Source organism: Boseongicola sp., assembly GCA_014075275.1.
Taxonomy (GTDB): domain Bacteria; phylum Pseudomonadota; class Alphaproteobacteria; order Rhodobacterales; family Rhodobacteraceae.
Genome location: CP046179.1, coordinates 52,105 through 71,166, shown reverse-complemented (window position 1 = coordinate 71,166; position 19,062 = coordinate 52,105). Strand labels below are relative to the sequence as shown.

Below are 19,062 nucleotides of genomic sequence, written 5' to 3'. Positions count from 1 at the left end.
GTCAGCTTTGTCCGGTGCCCTCAACCAGCACGACCAACTTCCCTCAAAGAACCCTCCTCAACTCTTCACCCCATAAATACGAAAAGCCCCGCCGAAGCGGGGCTTTCCAATCATAATATTGCCGTTGTTCAGTCGCGGCTTTCCGGTGTTTCCACCAGATCGGCGTCGATCTCGGTCGCATCGGCGAAGTCGTCCATCGGCGCGGCCAGCGCAGCGGCGGCTTCTGCCTCGGCGCGGGCTTCGTCGATGACCTTCTGGTCGCGACGACCGGCTTCCAGACGCACAGTCTGGGTCGCGCCGCCGGTGCCTGCCGGGATCAACCGGCCGACGATGACGTTCTCTTTCAGACCGACCAGCGTGTCGCGCTTGCCCTGAACCGAAGCTTCGGTCAGAACCCGCGTCGTTTCCTGGAACGATGCTGCCGAGATGAACGAACGTGTCTGCAAGGACGCCTTGGTGATCCCCAGAAGGATCGGCTCGCCCTGTGCCAGACGACGGCCTTCGTTTGCTGCCTTTTCGTTGGCGGCATCAAACTCGGCCTTGTCGACATGTTCGCCCTTCAGAAGTGTGGTTTCACCAGAATCCTGGATTTCCCACTTCTGCAGCATTTGCCGGACGATGACTTCGATGTGCTTGTCGTTAATCTTCACACCCTGAAGGCGATAAACGTCCTGCACTTCGTCGATCATATAGTCCGCCAGCGCTTCGACACCCATAATCGACAGGATGTCATGCGGCGCCGGGTTACCGTCCATGATGTAGTCACCCTTCTGAACGAAGTCGCCTTCGGCCACAGGGATGTGCTTGCCTTTCGGCACCATGTATTCGACCTGCTCCTGCGCTTCATCCGCAGGTTCAATCGCAATCCGGCGCTTGTTCTTATAGTCGCGTCCGAATTTCACATAGCCATCAATTTCAGCAATGATCGCGTGGTCTTTAGGACGGCGCGCTTCGAACAGTTCGGCAACACGTGGCAGACCACCGGTGATGTCCTTCGTCTTCGCACCTTCCCGCGGAATACGCGCAATCACGTCACCCGCTTTGACGTCCTCGCCTTCTTCGATCGACAAAATTGCGTCCACCGACATCGGATAGGTGATCGGGTTGCCCTGATCGTTACGAACCGGCTCGCCGTCGCTGCCCACAAGGATCAGCTCGGGCTTCAGATCGCTGCCTTTTGGCGCGGAACGCCAGTCGGTCACGATCTTCTGGCTCATACCTGTCGCATCGTCGGTCTCGTCGCGCACCGAAATGCCCGAAACAAGGTCGACAAACCGCACCGTCCCCGCCTTGTCGGCGATGATCGGCAACGTATACGGATCCCATTCGAACAACTTGTCGCCACGGACAACTTTGTCGCCCTCTTTCGGGAAGACTTTGGTGCCGTAGGTCAGCTTGTGGCTGGCCCGTTCGATATCGTTCTCGTCGATGATGACAAGCTGCATGTTGCGACCCATCACGATCATATCTTTGGCTTCGTTCTTCAACAAATTGGCGTTGCGGAACTCGATCCGGCCATCCTGAGACGCTTCCAGGAACGACTGCTGACCACCCTGGGCAATACCGCCGATGTGGAACGTCCGCATCGTCAGCTGTGTGCCGGGTTCACCAATGGACTGGGCCGCGATGATACCGACAGCCTCGCCCTGGTTGACCAACGTGCCGCGTGCAAGGTCACGACCATAACACATGGCGCAAACGCCTTCCTCGGCCTCACAGGTCAGAGGTGAACGCATACGAACCGTTGGCAGATCGGCCTGTTCGATTGCGTCTGCTTTCCGCTCGTCGATCAACTCACCCTTGGTGACGATCACTTCGTCGGTGCCCGGCTTGATCACGTCTTCGGCCGCAACGCGGCCAAGCAGGCGTTCACCAAGCGAAGCAACGATTTCACCGTCGTTCACCGCAGGTTCCGCCGTAATGGCGTTTTCAGTGCCACAATCATGCATACGAACGATGCAATCCTGCGCCACGTCCACCAGACGACGGGTCAGATAGCCCGAGTTCGCAGTCTTCAACGCCGTATCCGCAAGACCTTTTCGGGCCCCGTGGGTCGAGTTGAAGTATTCAAGAACGGTCAGACCTTCCTTAAAGTTCGAGATGATCGGCGTTTCGATGATCTCGCCCGAAGGCTTGGCCATCAGACCGCGCATCCCGCCCAACTGCTTCATCTGCGCAGGCGAACCACGCGCACCAGAGTGCGACATCATATAGACGCTGTTCGGTTCCATTTCGGCACCGGCATCGTCCTTCTTCATGGACGAAATATCGTCCATCATCGCACCAGCAACGTCATCCGAACACTTCGACCAGGCGTCGACAACTTTGTTATATTTCTCGCCCTGAGTGATCAGGCCGTCCATATACTGCTGTTCGAATTCTTTGACCTGACTGCGCACCGTATCAACGATTTTCCACTTGGCATCAGGGATCACCATGTCGTCCTTACCGAACGAAATGCCTGCCTTGAACGCTTCGCGGAAACCCATCGTCATGATGTGGTCACAGAAGATCACACTCTCTTTCTGACCACAGTAACGATAGACGTTATCGATGACCTGCTGCACTTCCTTCTTGCGAAGAAGACGGTTCACCAGCTCAAACGGAGCCTTTGCATTCAGCGGCAACAATGCGCCCAGCTTTACGCGGCCCGGCGTGGTTTCAAACCGCTGCCAGACAACATTGCCTTCGTCGTCAACCTGTTGAATACGCGCCTGAATTTTGGCGTGCAGTTGAACTTCACCGGCATCCAGCGCGTGCTGAACTTCGTCCGGGTCCGAGAAGATCATCCCCTCGCCCTTCATGCCTTCGCGCTCCATCGAGATGTAATAGAGACCAAGGATCATATCCTGCGAAGGAACAATGATCGGCGCACCGTTGGCAGGCGACAGAACGTTGTTCGTCGACATCATCAACACGCGGGCTTCCAACTGGGCTTCCAGCGAAAGGGGTACGTGAACAGCCATCTGGTCGCCGTCAAAGTCGGCGTTAAAGGCCGAACAAACCAGCGGGTGAAGCTGAATGGCTTTACCTTCGATCAGAACCGGCTCAAATGCCTGGATACCAAGACGGTGCAGCGTCGGCGCACGGTTCAACAGAACCGGATGCTCGCGAATAACCTCGTCCAGAATATCCCAAACTTCGGGACGCTCTTTCTCGACCAGCTTTTTCGCCTGCTTCACGGTCGAAGACAGACCTTTGGCTTCAAGACGCGAATAGATGAACGGCTTGAACAGCTCCAACGCCATCTTCTTGGGCAAACCACACTGGTGCAGCTTCAATTCCGGGCCGGTCACAATGACCGAACGACCCGAGAAGTCGACGCGCTTACCCAAAAGGTTCTGACGGAAACGACCCTGCTTACCTTTCAGCATGTCCGACAGCGACTTCAGCGGGCGCTTGTTGGCACCCGTGATGACGCGACCGCGACGGCCGTTGTCAAACAGCGCATCCACAGATTCCTGCAGCATCCGCTTTTCGTTCCGCACAATGATATCCGGCGCACGAAGCTCGATCAGGCGCTTCAGGCGGTTGTTCCGGTTGATCACGCGGCGATAAAGGTCGTTCAGATCCGAGGTCGCAAAGCGACCACCATCCAGCGGCACCAGTGGGCGCAACTCGGGTGGGATCACAGGGATCACGGTCAGAACCATCCACTCCGGGCGGTTGCCGGACTCGATGAAGTTCTCGACGATCTTCAGACGCTTGATGATCTTCTTTGGCTTCAGCTCACCTGTCGCTTCGGAAAGATCAACGCGCAGCTGCTCGGCCTCGGCTTCAAGGTCGATGTTCTGCAACATCTCACGGATCGCTTCGGCACCGATGTTCGCCGTGAAGGCGTCCATGCCATAAGCGTCCTGCGCATCCATGTATTCTTCTTCCGACATCAACTGACCGTATTGCAGGTCAGTCAGGCCGGGTTCGATCACCACATAGTTCTCGAAGTAAAGAATGCGTTCCAGATCGCGCAGCGTCATGTCCAGCATCAGGCCGATACGGGATGGCAGCGATTTCAGGAACCAGATGTGCGCAACCGGAGCGGCCAGTTCAATATGGCCCATCCGCTCGCGACGCACCTTCTGAAGCGTCACTTCCACACCGCATTTCTCGCAGACAACGCCGCGATACTTCATGCGCTTATATTTACCGCACAGACATTCGTAATCTTTGATCGGGCCAAAGATACGAGCACAGAACAGACCATCACGCTCGGGCTTGAACGTCCGATAGTTGATGGTTTCCGGCTTTTTAATCTCGCCATACGACCACGACAGGATCCGCTCAGGCGACGCCAGCGAGATCTTGATCTCGTCGAACGTCTTAACCGGAGCAAGCGGGTTAAACGGGTTTGTTGTCAGTTCCTGGTTCATTGAATGACCTCCAGGTCAAAATCATGTTCAATAACGGACATGCCGTGTGTCGTTACCGGCGGAAGCAGCGTGTGCTCGCCGGCATCATTCGCGACAGCTTGAAGCTGAATGTTCGCCTCCTCGACTTTGCAGCCGATTACGCCAACGAGATGATTTCCCGCATTCACCGCATCGTGGTCACCAACCCAGGCAAAAGATGTGAGAGGGTTCATCATTGAAACGTCCACTGAGTGTTTTTCACCAGAGGAAAGCTGAACTACAGCCTTCCCCTTGAATTTTAGTTGGCTCATTCCGCTGCCACCCCGGACACATCATCATCGTCCTCAATCGCATCCAGAAGTTCCATATTGAGGCCGAGGCCCCGGACTTCTTTCACAAGCACATTGAAGCTTTCAGGCACGCCCGCTTCGAAGTTGTCCTCGCCCTTGACGATCGACTCATAGACCTTGGTGCGGCCTGCAACGTCGTCCGACTTGACGGTGAGCATCTCCTGCAGCGTATACGCCGCGCCATAAGCTTCCAGCGCCCAGACTTCCATTTCCCCGAAACGCTGACCGCCGAACTGGGCTTTACCACCCAGAGGCTGCTGCGTGACAAGGCTGTAAGGCCCGGTAGACCGCGCGTGGATTTTGTCGTCCACAAGGTGGTGTAGTTTCAGCAGATACTTGATCCCAACGGTGACTTTACGCGCGAATTGCTCGCCCGTGCGGCCATCAAACAGATCAGATTGTCCGCTTTCGCTGGCCCCGGCACGCTCCAACGCATTATTAACGTCAGCTTCTTTGGCACCATCGAAGACCGGCGTTGCGATCGGAACACCACGGGTCACATTGCCCGCAGCTTCGACCAGCTGGTCCTCTTTCATGCCCTTCAGGCCTTCTTCGTAAACATCGTCACCGTAGGCGATCTTCATCGCGTCCCGCACCGGGGTCATGTCACCGGAACGGCGATACTCACCCAAAGCTTCGTCAATCTGGATACCCAGACCGCGCGATGCCCAACCCATGTGGGTTTCAAGGATTTGCCCGACGTTCATACGCGATGGAACACCCAGCGGGTTCAGAACGAAATCAACCGGTGTGCCATCCCCAAGGAACGGCATGTCCTCCATTGGAACCACCTTCGAAATCACACCTTTGTTGCCGTGACGTCCGGCCATCTTGTCGCCCGGCTGCAGCTTGCGCTTCACCGCAACGAAGACTTTGACCATCTTCATCACACCCGGTGGCAGATCATCGCCCCGGCGCACCTTCTCGACTTTGTCTTCGAAACGGTAATCCAACGCACGCTTCTGCGCCTCATACTGGGCGTTCAGCGCTTCGATCTGCTGGGCTTCGTCTTCTTCGCCGATGGCAAGCTGCCACCACTGGCCACGGCTCAGCGTTTCCAGCAGTTCCTCGTCAATCTTTGACTTTGGCTTGACGCCCTTCGGTCCTTTGACGGCAACTTTGCCCATCAACATACCCGACAGACGCGCATAGATGTTGCGCTCAAGGATGACCAATTCGTCGTCCCGGTCACGTGCCAGACGTTCGACTTCTTCACGCTCGATCTGAAGCGCACGTTCGTCTTTTTCCACACCGTGGCGGTTAAAGACGCGCACTTCCACGACCGTTCCATAGTCACCCGGCGGCAGACGCAGCGACGTGTCACGCACGTCAGATGCTTTCTCACCAAAGATGGCGCGCAGAAGCTTTTCTTCCGGCGTCATCGGGCTTTCGCCCTTCGGTGTGATCTTGCCAACCAGAATATCCGCAGGCCCAACCTCGGCACCGATGTAAACGATGCCTGTTTCGTCGAGGTTGCGCAGGGCTTCCTCGCCGACGTTCGGGATATCACGGGTAATCTCTTCCGGCCCAAGCTTGGTATCACGGGCCGCGACTTCGAATTCCTCAATATGGATCGAGGTGAAGACGTCGTCGCGCACGATACGCTCGGAAATCAGGATCGAGTCCTCGTAGTTGTAACCATTCCACGGCATGAACGCGACAACCACGTTCTTGCCCAGCGCCAGTTCACCCAGATCGGTCGATGGACCATCTGCGATCACTTCGGCTTTGCCAACCGTGTCACCCACCTTCACCAGCGGACGCTGGTTGATGCAGGTGTTCTGGTTCGACCGCTGGAACTTGCGCAGACGATAGATGTCCACACCAGGGTCGCCCGGCTCAAGATCAGCCGTCGCGCGCACAACGATACGCTGCGCATCCACCTGGTCGATGATACCAGCGCGTTTGGCCATGATGGCCGCGCCGGAATCCCGTGCCACAACTTCTTCGATCCCGGTGCCGACAAGCGGAGCTTCCGCCTGCAACAAAGGAACCGCCTGACGTTGCATGTTCGAACCCATCAGGGCCCGGTTCGCATCGTCATTTTCAAGGAACGGAATAAGCGAAGCCGCAACCGACACCAGCTGTTTTGGAGAAACGTCAATCAAATCAACACTTTCACGGGTCGACATTGTATAGTCACCCGAACGACGTGTGTTCACCAGATCATTGATGAACTTGCCGTCCTCATCCAGCGTCGCGTTGGCCTGTGCCACCGTGTGCCGCATTTCTTCGGTGGCCGACATATAGTGAACCTCGTCGGTCACTTTCGTGTCGATCACTTTGCGATACGGTGTTTCGATAAAGCCATACTTGTTGACGCGGGCAAACGTAGCCAGCGAGTTAATCAGACCAATGTTCGGCCCTTCCGGTGTCTCAATCGGGCACATCCGACCATAGTGGGTCGGGTGCACGTCGCGCACCTCAAAGCCTGCACGTTCGCGGGTCAGACCACCGGGCCCAAGCGCAGAAAGACGACGCTTATGCGTGACTTCCGACAATGGGTTGGTTTGGTCCATAAACTGCGAAAGCTGGGACGAGCCAAAAAACTCGCGCACAGCCGCCGCAGCAGGCTTGGCATTGATCAGATCCTGCGGCATGACCGTGTCGATCTCGACCGAAGACATACGCTCTTTGATCGCGCGTTCCATGCGCAGAAGACCAACGCGATACTGGTTCTCCATCAGTTCCCCGACCGAGCGCACCCGGCGGTTCCCAAGGTGGTCAATATCGTCGATGTCGCCGCGCCCGTCGCGCAGTTCAACCAGCGCCTTGATACAGGACACAATGTCGTCCTTGCGCAAAGTGCGCACTGTATCTTCGGCATCCAGCGCCAGACGCATGTTCATCTTCACGCGGCCAACAGCCGAAAGGTCATAACGCTCGCCATCAAAGAACAATGTGTCGAACAGGGCAGACGCCGCATCAACGGTGGGCGGCTCGCCCGGACGCATCACGCGGTAGATGTCCATCAGTGCCGTGTCGCGACCCATGTTCTTATCAACCGCCATCGTGTTGCGCATGTAAGGCCCAACAGTGATGTTATCGATGTCCAGAACAGGGATTTCGGTAACACCGGCATCCACAAGTTCTTTCAGCGTGCCGCCAGAGACTTCACCGGCCTTGTCCAGTTCCCATGTCAACTCGTCCCCGGCTTCGACGTAAATCGCACCGGTTTCTTCGTTGATGATGTCACGTGACGCAAACCGACCGACAATATTGTCGAACGGTACCAACAGATCAGTGACCTTGCCTTCGTCGATCAGCTTCTTGACCGCGCGTGGCGTCACTTTCTTACCGGCCTCAGCAATCACCTTGCCAGACTTCGCATCCACCAGATCATGCAACGGACGGGTTCCGCGCACGCGATCAGGGAAGAACTTGGTGACCCAGCCCTTGTTCTTCTTAAGCTTGAAGTTAACGGTGTCGTAATACGCATCCATGATCGCTTCTTGATCCAGACCAAGCGCATACAACAGCGTCGTTACAGGCAATTTCCGGCGACGGTCGATACGGGCAAAAACGACGTCTTTCGCGTCGAATTCGAAATCCAACCAGGACCCGCGATAAGGAATGATCCGGCATGCAAACAGCAATTTGCCGCTGGCATGGGTCTTGCCCTTGTCGTGGTCAAAGAACACACCGGGCGACCGATGCATCTGGCTGACGATAACCCGCTCGGTGCCGTTCACGATGAACGTCCCGTTTGGTGTCATCAAAGGCATATCGCCCATGAACACGTCTTGCTCTTTGATGTCTTTAACCGATTTCGCACCGGTATCTTCGTCCACATCAAACACGATCAACCGCAGCGTCACCTTCAAAGGCGCGCTATAGGTCATGTCACGTTGCTGACATTCCTCGACATCATACTTCGGATGCTCAAGCTCGTATTTCACGAACTCCAGAACAGCCGTCTCGTTGAAATCCTTGATCGGGAATACCGACTGGAAAACACCCATGATGCCTTCGCCGTCCATCGGCTCGGGCTGATCGCCGGAACCCAGGAACAGGTCATAAGATGACTTCTGAACCTCGATCAGGTTTGGCATCTCCAATACTTCGCGGATTTTGCCGTAATATTTGCGTAAACGTTTTTGGCCAAGATAGGTCGTCGCCATGCTAAAAAGCACCTTTCTTCGTTCCAGAACGCGTCAGCCGTCGGGGCCCGGCGACACACCCAAGAAACCAGTGGGATTCCGACCATACCAGGGCACCTTCCCAAGGGTGCCCACCCGTCGAAATCCGCACCTTAGGAAACGCAGTCACGGACTGCCCTTCCTGAGACGCGGAAAGCCGGACCCGGTATTGACCGGATCCAGCTCTGTTTTTTGTCCCTCTGGCGCGCTCCGGATCAAGTCCGGGATGACCGCCGCCTTGAGGGCGTCGATTACTTCAGCTCGACTTCGGCACCAGCCGCTTCAAGCTTGCCTTTGATCTCTTCAGCTTCAGCCTTGTCGACGCCTTCTTTAACGGCTTTGCCGCCAGCTTCGACCAGGTCTTTCGCTTCTTTCAGACCAAGACCTGTGATCGAACGAACCTCTTTGATGACGTTGATCTTCGAAGCGCCAGCGGCCTTCAAGATTACGTCAAATTCGGTTTGCTCTTCAGCTTCCGCACCAGCGTCGCCAGCAGGACCAGCCATCATTACCGCGCCACCAGCGGCGGGCTCGATGCCGTATTCGTCTTTCAGGATTGTTTTCAGTTCCTGAGCTTCGAGAAGGGTCAGACCCACAATCTCTTCAGCAAGTTTCTTCAGATCAGCCATTTCTGTCTTCCGTTTCCTAAGATGTGTTCCAACGTGCAGTTTTCAACCCCACGCAGGTCCCAAGTCTCACGCCGCTTCGGCGCGCTCCTCGATGGTTGAGAGTATGCTCGCGATGTTCGAAGCAGGTGCGCCAATTGCGCCAGCGATGTTCGAAGCAGGTGCGCCGATGCAACCAACGATCGAAGCGATAAGCTCGTCACGCGATGGCATGTCTGCAACTGCCTTGACGCCAGCAGCATCAAGAGCGTTCTCACCCATTGCACCGCCAAGGATTTGCAATTTCTTGTTATCTTTGGCGTATTTTTCGATGACCCGTGCCGCAGCAGTCGGATCCTCGGAATAGGCTAGAACGGTCATTCCCGTCAGAAGGTCAGCAATAGATTCACATGACTTTCCCTGAAGGGCGATTTTGGCGAGCCTGTTCTTGGCGACACGAACGGACCCACCTTCTTCACGCATCTGCGCGCGTAGGTCCTGCATCTCGGCAACCGTAAGACCTGCGTAGTGGGCTACGACCACAACGCCAGAGCTTTCAAAGATCTGGCCGAGCTCGTCGACCAACTTCTCTTTCTGGGCTCTATCCACAGTTTCACTCCAATTTTGGAGGTTTTACCCTCCGGCTCAACATAAGGTGACACATGCCACCCCACGGGTCCTTACGGGTCCTCGCAATCGCGCTTCAGGTCAGACCTGAATACGTAATTCTTTGTTCCCGTCTCAGGCAGGAATTATGAGCTTTGCTTTTGGCGTGGCTCACCCACCGTCTCGGACGAATCGTAAGAGGGAAGCGCACGCACTTCCCCCAGACGCGCGCTCTCTAGAGCAGTTCTAAACAGATGTGAAGGGGAAAATGCGGTTTTCGACAGGAAATCTTGGGGTTTCGAGGCTGTTCAGCGGAATTGGTGCCGGTATGGGGAACATGGTGGGGGATTGGGGCGCTGAAGACTTGGATCTCTTCAAACATCGATTGCAATTGTCATTTAGAAAATTGGCCGTCGGTTTGCTTTAACATGTCGCCACTCTGAAGAGATGTACGTCCCTTCTCGCAAGAATAGCATGTTTCTGATGGGAATCTTTAATATCTTACAAGCCCTGCAATCTAAGATTATTAAGACATGCCAGTTTTGCGATGCGCGGGTAAAGCATCTATAACGGTTTGCTGCAACTCTGGCTCCCAAAAATAGTAGATACGAAGGCATCGTTTAGGGTCGCGAACATTGCCACCATTCTTGACGTGCCAATCGACTTCGTAGCTCCGCCCCTTCCAATCAGCGGCGTATTTGTCGCCACCGCAGGGTGCATTGAGTATTCCTCCTTCGATTTGCACATCTCCTCGCAGGCTGCCTCCACCATTGATACGCCTGTCGTGCTGCTCGTTGGCCAGCCATTCGATAGATCGAGCAACTAAAGCGACATCTTCGAACTCAGGAGAACGCACCATCCTACGAGCAGCAGGAGTGAGAAGGACTCTATCAGGGAAGCATTTATCCAGCCAATCGGTAAATTCAGACCACTTTTGTGGAAAAGGCGGTTCGGAGGTAGGAACATCATCTTCAGCGCCTAAAGCGGATTGCAGCTGCCTAATTCTGAACAAAAGCGCGCGATTTTCATACTCCGCTGACTGAGCTCTGGCCTCGGTACTCTCAACTTCAGCAACATAGCCATCGATCTCTTTCTCTTTTTCGTCAATTTGCTTTTCTAAACTGCTCACCAACTCTTCGGCGACTTTTAGAACATCTTCATTAGGGGCTGCGCGGTCAGTCAATTCATTCCTTTTGACTTGGCGGCTAACTGTTCGAACAGAGGCGAAGTCAAGTACGTCCTTTCCCAATCGGGTTTCAGAAATACTTGTCCCCGCAGCCATAGTGCGAAGGATTCTCACACATGCTTCCGCCCCACCAGTTTCTTGCAAATTCGAGGATAGAAATAGTCGGTGCCGGAAAGGATCATCGCCGCCTGAAAAACCTGGCATATATGCGCGAACACCACCGTTAAAAACCGACAAAAACTTTCCGAACCGTTCCGAAATTATCCAAGCCTGTGCTGCGGGAACACAGTATACACGCGCCATGCCAGCCGTAGATTTTGCGAGCAGTTCTGAGTCGATGTTCACACCACCGTAGTCGGCGCTTGGCATAGCGCAAACGAACACCGGCAATTTGCGACCTGGATCCTCAAGATAATCACATAGGTCGTGAACATCGTTTTCTCCGCCAATAATCACGGGCGCGAAGGAAAGTCGACGGGACCCTCTGATCAGACCCGGCTCGTCAATCATTTGGAGCACGGGGCCTGGCACATGTGGCTCTATGCTGAAGTCATGCTCTGTCAAGTTAACAATAAGCCGAAGGCTAACAAACGGACGAGCACCGAGATCGCCACCCACCACGATTTCGGTAGACCATACTCGACCGGCAACATTTTTGTCAGGGTCCTCGGCCCTTAGCGCCCAAAGGTCCAGTGTTTCATTCGAGATACGCACAGCTGAACTGTTTCGGCCACCTGTAAGAAGTTCAAAATCCTGACAGTCCCAGGCCTCTTTGGGTAGAGCACGGCCGGCGCGTTTTTTTGCCCAAGTCAACGCCGCTTGCCTAGCGGCATCTGATGACAGCGCGAAGTCTTTTCCATCAAGTTGAGCGGAAACACGCAAGATCTCCACGTCTCTTGCCGACGGGCTTGAATGTTTCGGTAGTGGCGCGAGGGCTTCAGAAAAAGCTGTCATAGTTGGTCTTTCACAATACCCTTAGCAATGAAATCAGAATCCGCTGCACTAGAAAAAATCGTAGTTCAAAATACTATGAAAAAATCTCGGTGCGTAAAAGTTCTAGAAATGGATGTCGAAAGCAATGCTATTCTTCAAGAGCGTTTGAGTCACTAGCAAGTTCAAAGTCCGCAAGAAATTCAACTCATACCCCCAAAAAAGCCGAGCTCTTGCAACTACGAACTCCGGCCACTTTTTGCCCTTGCGCTTGTCGCTGTGCAGCCAAATGCGGCCTATACATCAATTCCTCAAGACGTTAAGGGCGGCCTTCTGGTGTCCGGGTGTTAAACTTCGGCGCGTTTTTATTGAAAGCTTACTTCCGTGAAACAGGCATTGGCACAGGCTCTCGAGGCCAAAGGGTATACATCGCTGACGGCGGTACAAGAGGCCGTAACAGCGCCCGAAGTGCTGGGCAAAGACTTGTTGGTGTCGGCGCAGACCGGATCGGGAAAAACACTCGGATTCGGGTTGGCCATTGCGCATGGACTGCTTGGCCAAGACGAGGCTCTACCGCCAGCCGAGGCGCCTTTGGCGCTGATCATTGCGCCAACGCGCGAATTGGCTCTTCAGGTCAAACGCGAGCTGGCTTGGCTTTTTGCCGGAGCACATGCAACCTTGGCATCGACCGTTGGCGGCATGGACATGCGCGACGAGCGCCGGGCCCTGGCACGTGGGGCTCATATTGTCGTCGCCACACCGGGGCGATTGCGCGATCACATCATGCGCGGCTCGATTGATCTCAGTGGTCTGAAAGCGATCGTGTTAGACGAAGCGGACGAAATGCTGGATTTGGGCTTTCGAGAGGACCTGGAATTCATTCTTGAGCAATCCCCAACCGAACGGCAAACGCTGCTGTTTTCGGCGACGGTGCCCGCTTCAATTGCCCGACTTGCCAAGAACTATCAAAAGGATGCTGTACGCGTCGCGACCACCAGCGGTGCCAGCCAGCACGCGGATATTGAATACCGGGCGCTGAATGTTTCGGCCCGCGATAGCGAGAACGCTATCATCAACGTGCTGCGATACTACGAAGCCCCCAATGCCATCGTCTTTTGCAATACACGTGCGATGGTGAACCGGCTGACCACACGTCTATCTAACCGCGGATTTTCAGTTGTGGCTTTGTCGGGCGAGCTGTCGCAAAACGAGCGAACCCACGCGCTGCAGGCGATGCGCGATGGTCGTGCGCGGGTCTGCGTGGCGACGGATGTGGCCGCGCGCGGTATTGATTTGCCGAACCTTGAACTTGTCATCCATGCCGAGCTGCCGACGAACCAAGATACGCTTTTGCACCGCTCGGGTCGCACCGGGCGCGCGGGGCGCAAAGGGATCAGCGCGCTGATCGTGCCGCCTGCTGCGCAAAAAAAAGCACAGCGATTATTGGGGTGGGCCAAGCTGAAAGCTGAATGGGACACAGCCCCTTCGGCCGAGGAGGTTAGTGCAAAAGATGACGCACGTATGCTGGCCAGTTCTGATTGGACCGATCCAGTCGAGCCCTCCAATGCAGCGACCGTGAACGACGTTGTGGAGCGGTTTTCGCCCGAACAAATTGCCGCAGCCTACGTGCGACTTTACCGCGAAAGGCGTTCAGCGCCGGAAGAACTTGTTGACCCATCAACACCCGCCAAACCACGCCAGGCGTTTGGCCCAAGCGTTTGGTTTTCACTGGAAGGCGGCCACAACGCAAATGCCGAGCCGCGCCGACTGCTGCCGATGCTTTGCAAGATGGGCAACATTTCCCGTGAAGATGTCGGGGCAATTCGCATCCAAAAAGACGCGTCATTTATCGAACTCCGTCAAAGCGCGGTCAAAGGTTTTTTGAGCGCTGTCGGGCCGGGAATGGCGTTGGAAAACGGTGCCAAGATAATCCAGATGAAAGATGCGCCAAATCTTGAACGCGGAACTGGCAAGGCAAAGCGCACATCGGCGCCCAGGGAAAACGCCAGTCCAGACAAAGAATTAGACGACCACAAATCCGCCAGAGCTGCGAAACCTGCGGCCTCGAACCCCCAAAGTGGAACCCCACCGATTGATTGGAACGACGCCCCAGTCCCGCGGAAGAAAAAGCCCAAACCCGGTGCGAAACCGTCGGGCTCGTCAAAACCCAAATCCACGCGCACAGAGACCTAACCCCCAAAGGCCGAAAAGTGGAAACCGCGCAAGGCAAAGGGAGGATCGCAAGCGTCTGACCGATCGTCCGAGAAACCACGCGGGCCGAAACCACCTGCTGGCAAACCGTCCAGCAAAAAGAACCGCGCCCGTAAATTTGCCAAATCAACCACAGGCGGCAACGCGACGCCTGTTAGGAAAAAGAATAGTAAATCGGGCAAGCCCCGTAACAAGAGTTAATCTCTGGCACAGTGTCCGCATGCGCTCAGCATGAAGACACCTGGGACTGGGGTGGTGTCTTTCGGGCCGACAAAGAGAACATCCTTGGTATCTGCGCGAAGGCGACGAAGTCATCTTTCGCTTCCCCGTCCCCCTTTTTAACAGGCTCCAAACAAGTGAGCGACACGGGTATGAAATGAAAAACGGAGCCCCGTTTGAGGCTCCGTTTTCTAACGATTTCGGAAAGCTATTTATTGACGCTCAAACCCGCCGATTTGATCGTAGAAAGTTGCTCCAAAACCGGCCAAACCTTCGCGCACGCCGCCTTCAGCCGGCCCATAGACCTGAAGGCCAGTCGGAGACAATATTGCCAGGAAACGCTCGGCGAAATTTTCACCGAAATTGCCAAGGTGAATACCCGCATCGGCGTTGGTTTCATAGCGTTCGTTGATGTGGATCATATTTCCGGAACGATGCCATTCGTAGGATTTTGCACCCGCTTCAGCCATGGTTGCTTTAACCATTTCTGCCATAAGCGCATTGAACGCATTATCCTGTCCTTCGGCCAATTCAGCAGAAAGTGTCCAAGCGATGTCGTCGGTGGCTTCAGCCATTGCAGTGGTCGTCATAAGTCCTCCAATCAGCATTACTGCTGTCGTTGCTGTTTTGATTGATTTGATAATCATTTCGTTTCCCTTCACTCATCCGGCGGTGTGTTTGTCGCCGCTAAGTTCAGGGTGCAGCAAAGGAGGCTCCCTACATATCGGGAGAATTCCCTATTTTGTCGCGAAAACTCTCAATCCATTACAATTCCGTGCTCAAGTGCAAACAGCGCCAGCGCTGGACGGGCACGGATATTAGTCTTGTTATAGATATTCTGGATGTGATGATCGGCAGTTTTCGGCGAAATTCCAAGGGCTTCTGCAATTTCAGCAGTAGTCTCGCTTTTGGCAAGCCGGGAAAGAACCTGTGCTTCGCGTCGGGTAAGACCAAAAGGAATTGAGCCCAAAGATTCACTAACCATATGGCCTGCAGCTTGTAGAACGGCTGATACCGCTGACGACAGGAACCTCTTTTCGCGGCCCGCTGCGTTCAATTTTGCCGCGGCCTCTGTCGCCGAAATTGGGGCGCGGTTTGGCATTCCGTGGGTAAGTTCATCATACTCGTTTGCGACCGCCAGGATATTCGCAGCCAGATCGGTCAATGGGATACCTCTGTGATAACCAGATCCATCGGCTCTTTCCTGAACCGAGGCAGCGACCTTCACCCATTGAGAAAACGGATTGCCGTGAGACAGGTAAAACTGTGTTTGAAAGGCGTGCCGTTCCATTTCCAATCGCTCAGAGCCCTCAAGATCGGTTTCCTTGTACCAAATGCGATTATTGATTGCGCATTTACCAAGGTCGTGAACCAAAGCGGACAGCCTTAGATTTTCGATGTCGCCTTTGGACATCTTGGCGTTTTGCCCGGCCCGAGCAGACAAGGCCGCGACCCGGCGGGAATGGCTAAAAAAACATAATGCTTTGTTGTCTGTCACGTCGGCCGCAATTTCAGCCAAGGTCACCCGGCATTTCGGGGTCAAAAGTGTTCGTTCTCCAGGTTCCGCAGCGATGAAATTTTCGAACTCTGGGGACCTGCTGGCAACTTTGAAGATGTCGTCCGCGTGTTCCAGGAATTTTTCGCCCAGATTGGGGTCAACTTCACGTCCAAGCTTTGCTGCAATAACCTCTTTGGCCCGTGTCGCATTTTCTAGCCGTCGGACAAGTTCTGCCATCTCGGTGATGCGGTGCAGTCGCTGTAAATAGGGCAGGCTTTCTCCACCATACGGCAACACCTTGCCGTCCCAACGACCATAGTAGTACGGAACGCTTTCAAGAACGGCTTGCGAAATGGGCAGACGCTTGGCCAAAAGGTAGGATTGCTTGCAGTGGGCGGCGGTGAAATCTGGGGCAGCCGTGGGCAACATATCGCAAATGCCATCGAACGCGGCGTGACGTTCTTCTTCAGGCGCTTCAAGGGCAACGAAGCGATCCAGATGCAATTTCAGATCTTCTCGATCCGCCCAATCCCCCAGCATGGTCGCGACGGCAAATCCTTGGTCGTCTCCGACCCCCATCATCCCCGTTTCATGGCCTGTAACCGTGCATCCTATGAATCGCACAAGGGCAATATGATAGGCGTCTTTTTGCGTCGCTACTTCGTCGCCAAGCCTACGAGAAAACTCTGCGGCAACGACCGCCGCGGTTAGCCCTGCGCCCTGTGGGCGTCCAGTTGCGGCGTCTGCCGCCAATGCAAGGACACCAAGACCTTCTGCAATTCCGGTTTTGGTTCCAACGCCAAAGAGGGCGGCCCCAATATCTCCAATTCTTGCAATCGACATCCAATATCCTTTGGAATTTCTTATTATCAGTTAGCAACGTTCTATGGATATGTACAGAAAGTCTAGCGTTGTTCGTGTTCTGCGGGGCAACGAGCAAACTCTTGGCCAAGGGCTCTGAAAGTTGCCGTTTATACATCGCGCAGCGTCGGCCAATTTGGGCTCCAAGCAGCGATTTTCAACGCCTCATTTGTACTCGGCGATCCGAAGTCAGAATTTTAACATCTGCACCAAAAACCATTCTCCAAACATTAACCCACCCTTAACCTTCCTTACCGCGCGCACCAAATCTGGTGTGCGAACGCGCAACACCGGATAAGGGCACCGACGTAATACCGACGTAATGCCGACGCGATACAGACAGGGCCAAATCACCCGATCCCCTGTGTTTTATGGCGTTAATCATTTGGGAGGCCGGACGCAACGCCCCGCGACCGACCGTTGCCATAAGGCCTCGTTAACCGATCACCCGTGGTCCCACTGAGTGAAAATCAGGAAACTTGCCGCTGCCACAAAAAAAGAGGAGCAGTTTCCTGCTCCTCTTCATGATTTCTGTCTTAGTTTCCCGACTTAGCGGTTCAGGAACTCAAGGTCATACTTGTCTTCGACGTCTGGAACCGGATGATCTTCATGCAGCGATTTGACGATGCCGTAGATCATGAACAACAGGATCACAGCAATCGGCAAACCGGCCACAATTGATGCCGTCTGAAGCGCGCTCAGACCGCCCGCAAGCATCAAGACACCCGCAACCACACCCGAGGTTAGACCCCAGAAAATCCGGAACTTTACCGGTGGGTGCTCGTCGCCCATCGACAACATCGTGCACATAACCAATGTGCCCGAATCCGATGACGTTACGAACCACGAAATCAGCAGAACCGTGATCAGCACCGTGATCGGATAGACCAATGCGCTATAGCCAAATCCCTCGACAGTTTTGAACACGCCGGTCGCATAATCCGCATTCACGGCATCGACCACACCAGTTCCATAGAACAGATCCACACCAGCGGCAGCACCACCAAAGACGCCCATCCACAGCATGACGACGGATGTCGGGATCAACAGAACACAGAAGCAGAACTGTCGTATCGTGCGCCCCTTAGAGACGCGCGCGATGAACAGACCCACAAATGGGCACCAAGCGATCCACCAACCCCAATAGAAGATGGTCCACCAGCTCTGCCATTGGTTATCAGGCTCACCGTTGATCCAGAAACCCATAGGAATAACGTTCCACAGATAGTCTCCGAAGCCAGAGATTGTGATGCCCAGCAAGAAGGCCGTTGGCCCAAGGATGATGAACAAGATCAGCAACCCAACCGAAGCCATAACGTTGCACTCGGACAAGATACGCACGCCTTTACCCACACCCGACGCCGCCGAGGCAGTTCCGAGACAAGTGATAATGGCCACCAGAATAAGCTGGTTTGTCTGGGTGTTGGTCATCCATCCAAGGTTTTCCAGACCCGCAGCAATCGGCGTCACACCAAGACCCAGCGACGTTGCCAGGCCGAAGATGGTGCCGAAGACACCGATCAGATCCACCAGATGGCCCCAAGGACCGTAAATGCGCTCTTTCAGAACCGGATACAGCGCTGTGCGAAGCGTCAGCGGAAGGTCACGGCGATACGAGAAATACGCAAGGCTTAGACCTACCAGCACATAAAGACCCCAACCATGGAAACCCCAGTGGAAATTGGTCACTGTGACAGCCGAGATCGCTGCATCAACCGAGCCAGGCTCGATCCCGCCCTTGGTCAGAAATGGGCTGCCCTGGATGTGATACATCGGCTCGGCAACACCCCAATAGATCAGACCGGAACCAAGACCGGCGCTGAACAGCATACAAATCCACGAGAACGTGGAAAAGTCCGGCTCATCGTCATCCTTGCCCAGCTTTACATTGCCAAACCTGCTGACCATTAGCCAGAATACAAAGAACAGCGCGATGTTTACGACGACGACATAAAACCAATCCATCGTGCCGATAATAAAGTTCTTACCGGCAGCAAAGACTTCGCTGGAAGCCTCGACGTCACTGATCGTGTAGATCACAAATCCGAGGATCATGACCATCGAGGCCACGCCCATCAGAACGTTCATCCCTTTGAAAGGGCCAGACT

Annotated in this window: 10 protein-coding genes; 1 reads left to right on the top strand and 9 read right to left on the bottom strand. The window is 54.7% G+C overall.

The window, feature by feature from the left end:
• Nucleotides 1-128: 128 nt before the first annotated feature.
• The 6 genes from rpoC to GKR98_00270 form a co-directional block, all read right to left on the bottom strand.
• Nucleotides 129-4,370: a DNA-directed RNA polymerase subunit beta' gene (gene rpoC / locus GKR98_00295; GenBank protein ID QMU56777.1), complete on the bottom strand. Its 4,242-nt coding sequence runs from the start codon at nucleotides 4,368-4,370 to the stop codon at nucleotides 129-131.
• Nucleotides 4,367-4,660: a hypothetical protein gene (locus GKR98_00290; protein QMU56776.1), complete on the bottom strand. Its 294-nt coding sequence runs from the start codon at nucleotides 4,658-4,660 to the stop codon at nucleotides 4,367-4,369. The genes rpoC and GKR98_00290 overlap by 4 nt, the downstream gene beginning before the upstream one ends.
• Nucleotides 4,657-8,820, bottom strand: a complete 4,164-nt coding sequence (gene rpoB / locus GKR98_00285; protein QMU56775.1) for a DNA-directed RNA polymerase subunit beta — start codon at nucleotides 8,818-8,820, stop codon at nucleotides 4,657-4,659. The genes GKR98_00290 and rpoB overlap by 4 nt, the downstream gene beginning before the upstream one ends.
• 269 nt (nucleotides 8,821-9,089) lie before the next feature.
• Entirely contained in the window at nucleotides 9,090-9,467 is a 378-nt protein-coding gene (gene rplL, locus GKR98_00280) for a 50S ribosomal protein L7/L12 (GenBank protein ID QMU56774.1), read from the bottom strand.
• 66 nt (nucleotides 9,468-9,533) lie between these two features.
• Nucleotides 9,534-10,052, bottom strand: a complete 519-nt coding sequence (rplJ, locus tag GKR98_00275; GenBank protein ID QMU56773.1) for a 50S ribosomal protein L10 — start codon at nucleotides 10,050-10,052, stop codon at nucleotides 9,534-9,536.
• Nucleotides 10,053-10,575: 523 nt separating this feature from the next.
• Nucleotides 10,576-12,189: a hypothetical protein gene (locus GKR98_00270; protein ID QMU56772.1), complete on the bottom strand. Its 1,614-nt coding sequence runs from the start codon at nucleotides 12,187-12,189 to the stop codon at nucleotides 10,576-10,578.
• Nucleotides 12,190-12,549: 360 nt separating this feature from the next.
• Between GKR98_00270 and GKR98_00265 the strand changes: the two genes are divergently transcribed.
• A complete protein-coding gene (locus tag GKR98_00265) occupies nucleotides 12,550-14,358 on the top strand; it encodes a DEAD/DEAH box helicase (GenBank protein ID QMU56771.1) in 1,809 nt (602 codons plus the stop codon).
• Nucleotides 14,359-14,807: 449 nt separating this feature from the next.
• Here the strand turns inward: GKR98_00265 and GKR98_00260 are convergent, their stop codons facing one another.
• The 3 genes from GKR98_00260 to GKR98_00250 all read right to left on the bottom strand — a co-directional run bounded on the left by GKR98_00260 (nucleotide 14,808) and on the right by GKR98_00250 (nucleotide 19,042).
• Nucleotides 14,808-15,185, bottom strand: a complete 378-nt coding sequence (locus GKR98_00260) for an antibiotic biosynthesis monooxygenase (protein QMU56770.1) — start codon at nucleotides 15,183-15,185, stop codon at nucleotides 14,808-14,810.
• A gap of 167 nt (nucleotides 15,186-15,352) precedes the next feature.
• The gene (locus GKR98_00255) at nucleotides 15,353-16,936 is read right to left on the bottom strand and encodes an HD domain-containing protein (GenBank protein QMU56769.1); all 1,584 of its coding nucleotides are present in this window, start codon (nucleotides 16,934-16,936) and stop codon (nucleotides 15,353-15,355) included.
• A 567-nt stretch (nucleotides 16,937-17,503) separates the two neighbouring features.
• A complete protein-coding gene (locus tag GKR98_00250) occupies nucleotides 17,504-19,042 on the bottom strand; it encodes a BCCT family transporter (protein QMU59915.1) in 1,539 nt (512 codons plus the stop codon).
• Nucleotides 19,043-19,062 lie beyond the last annotated feature (20 nt).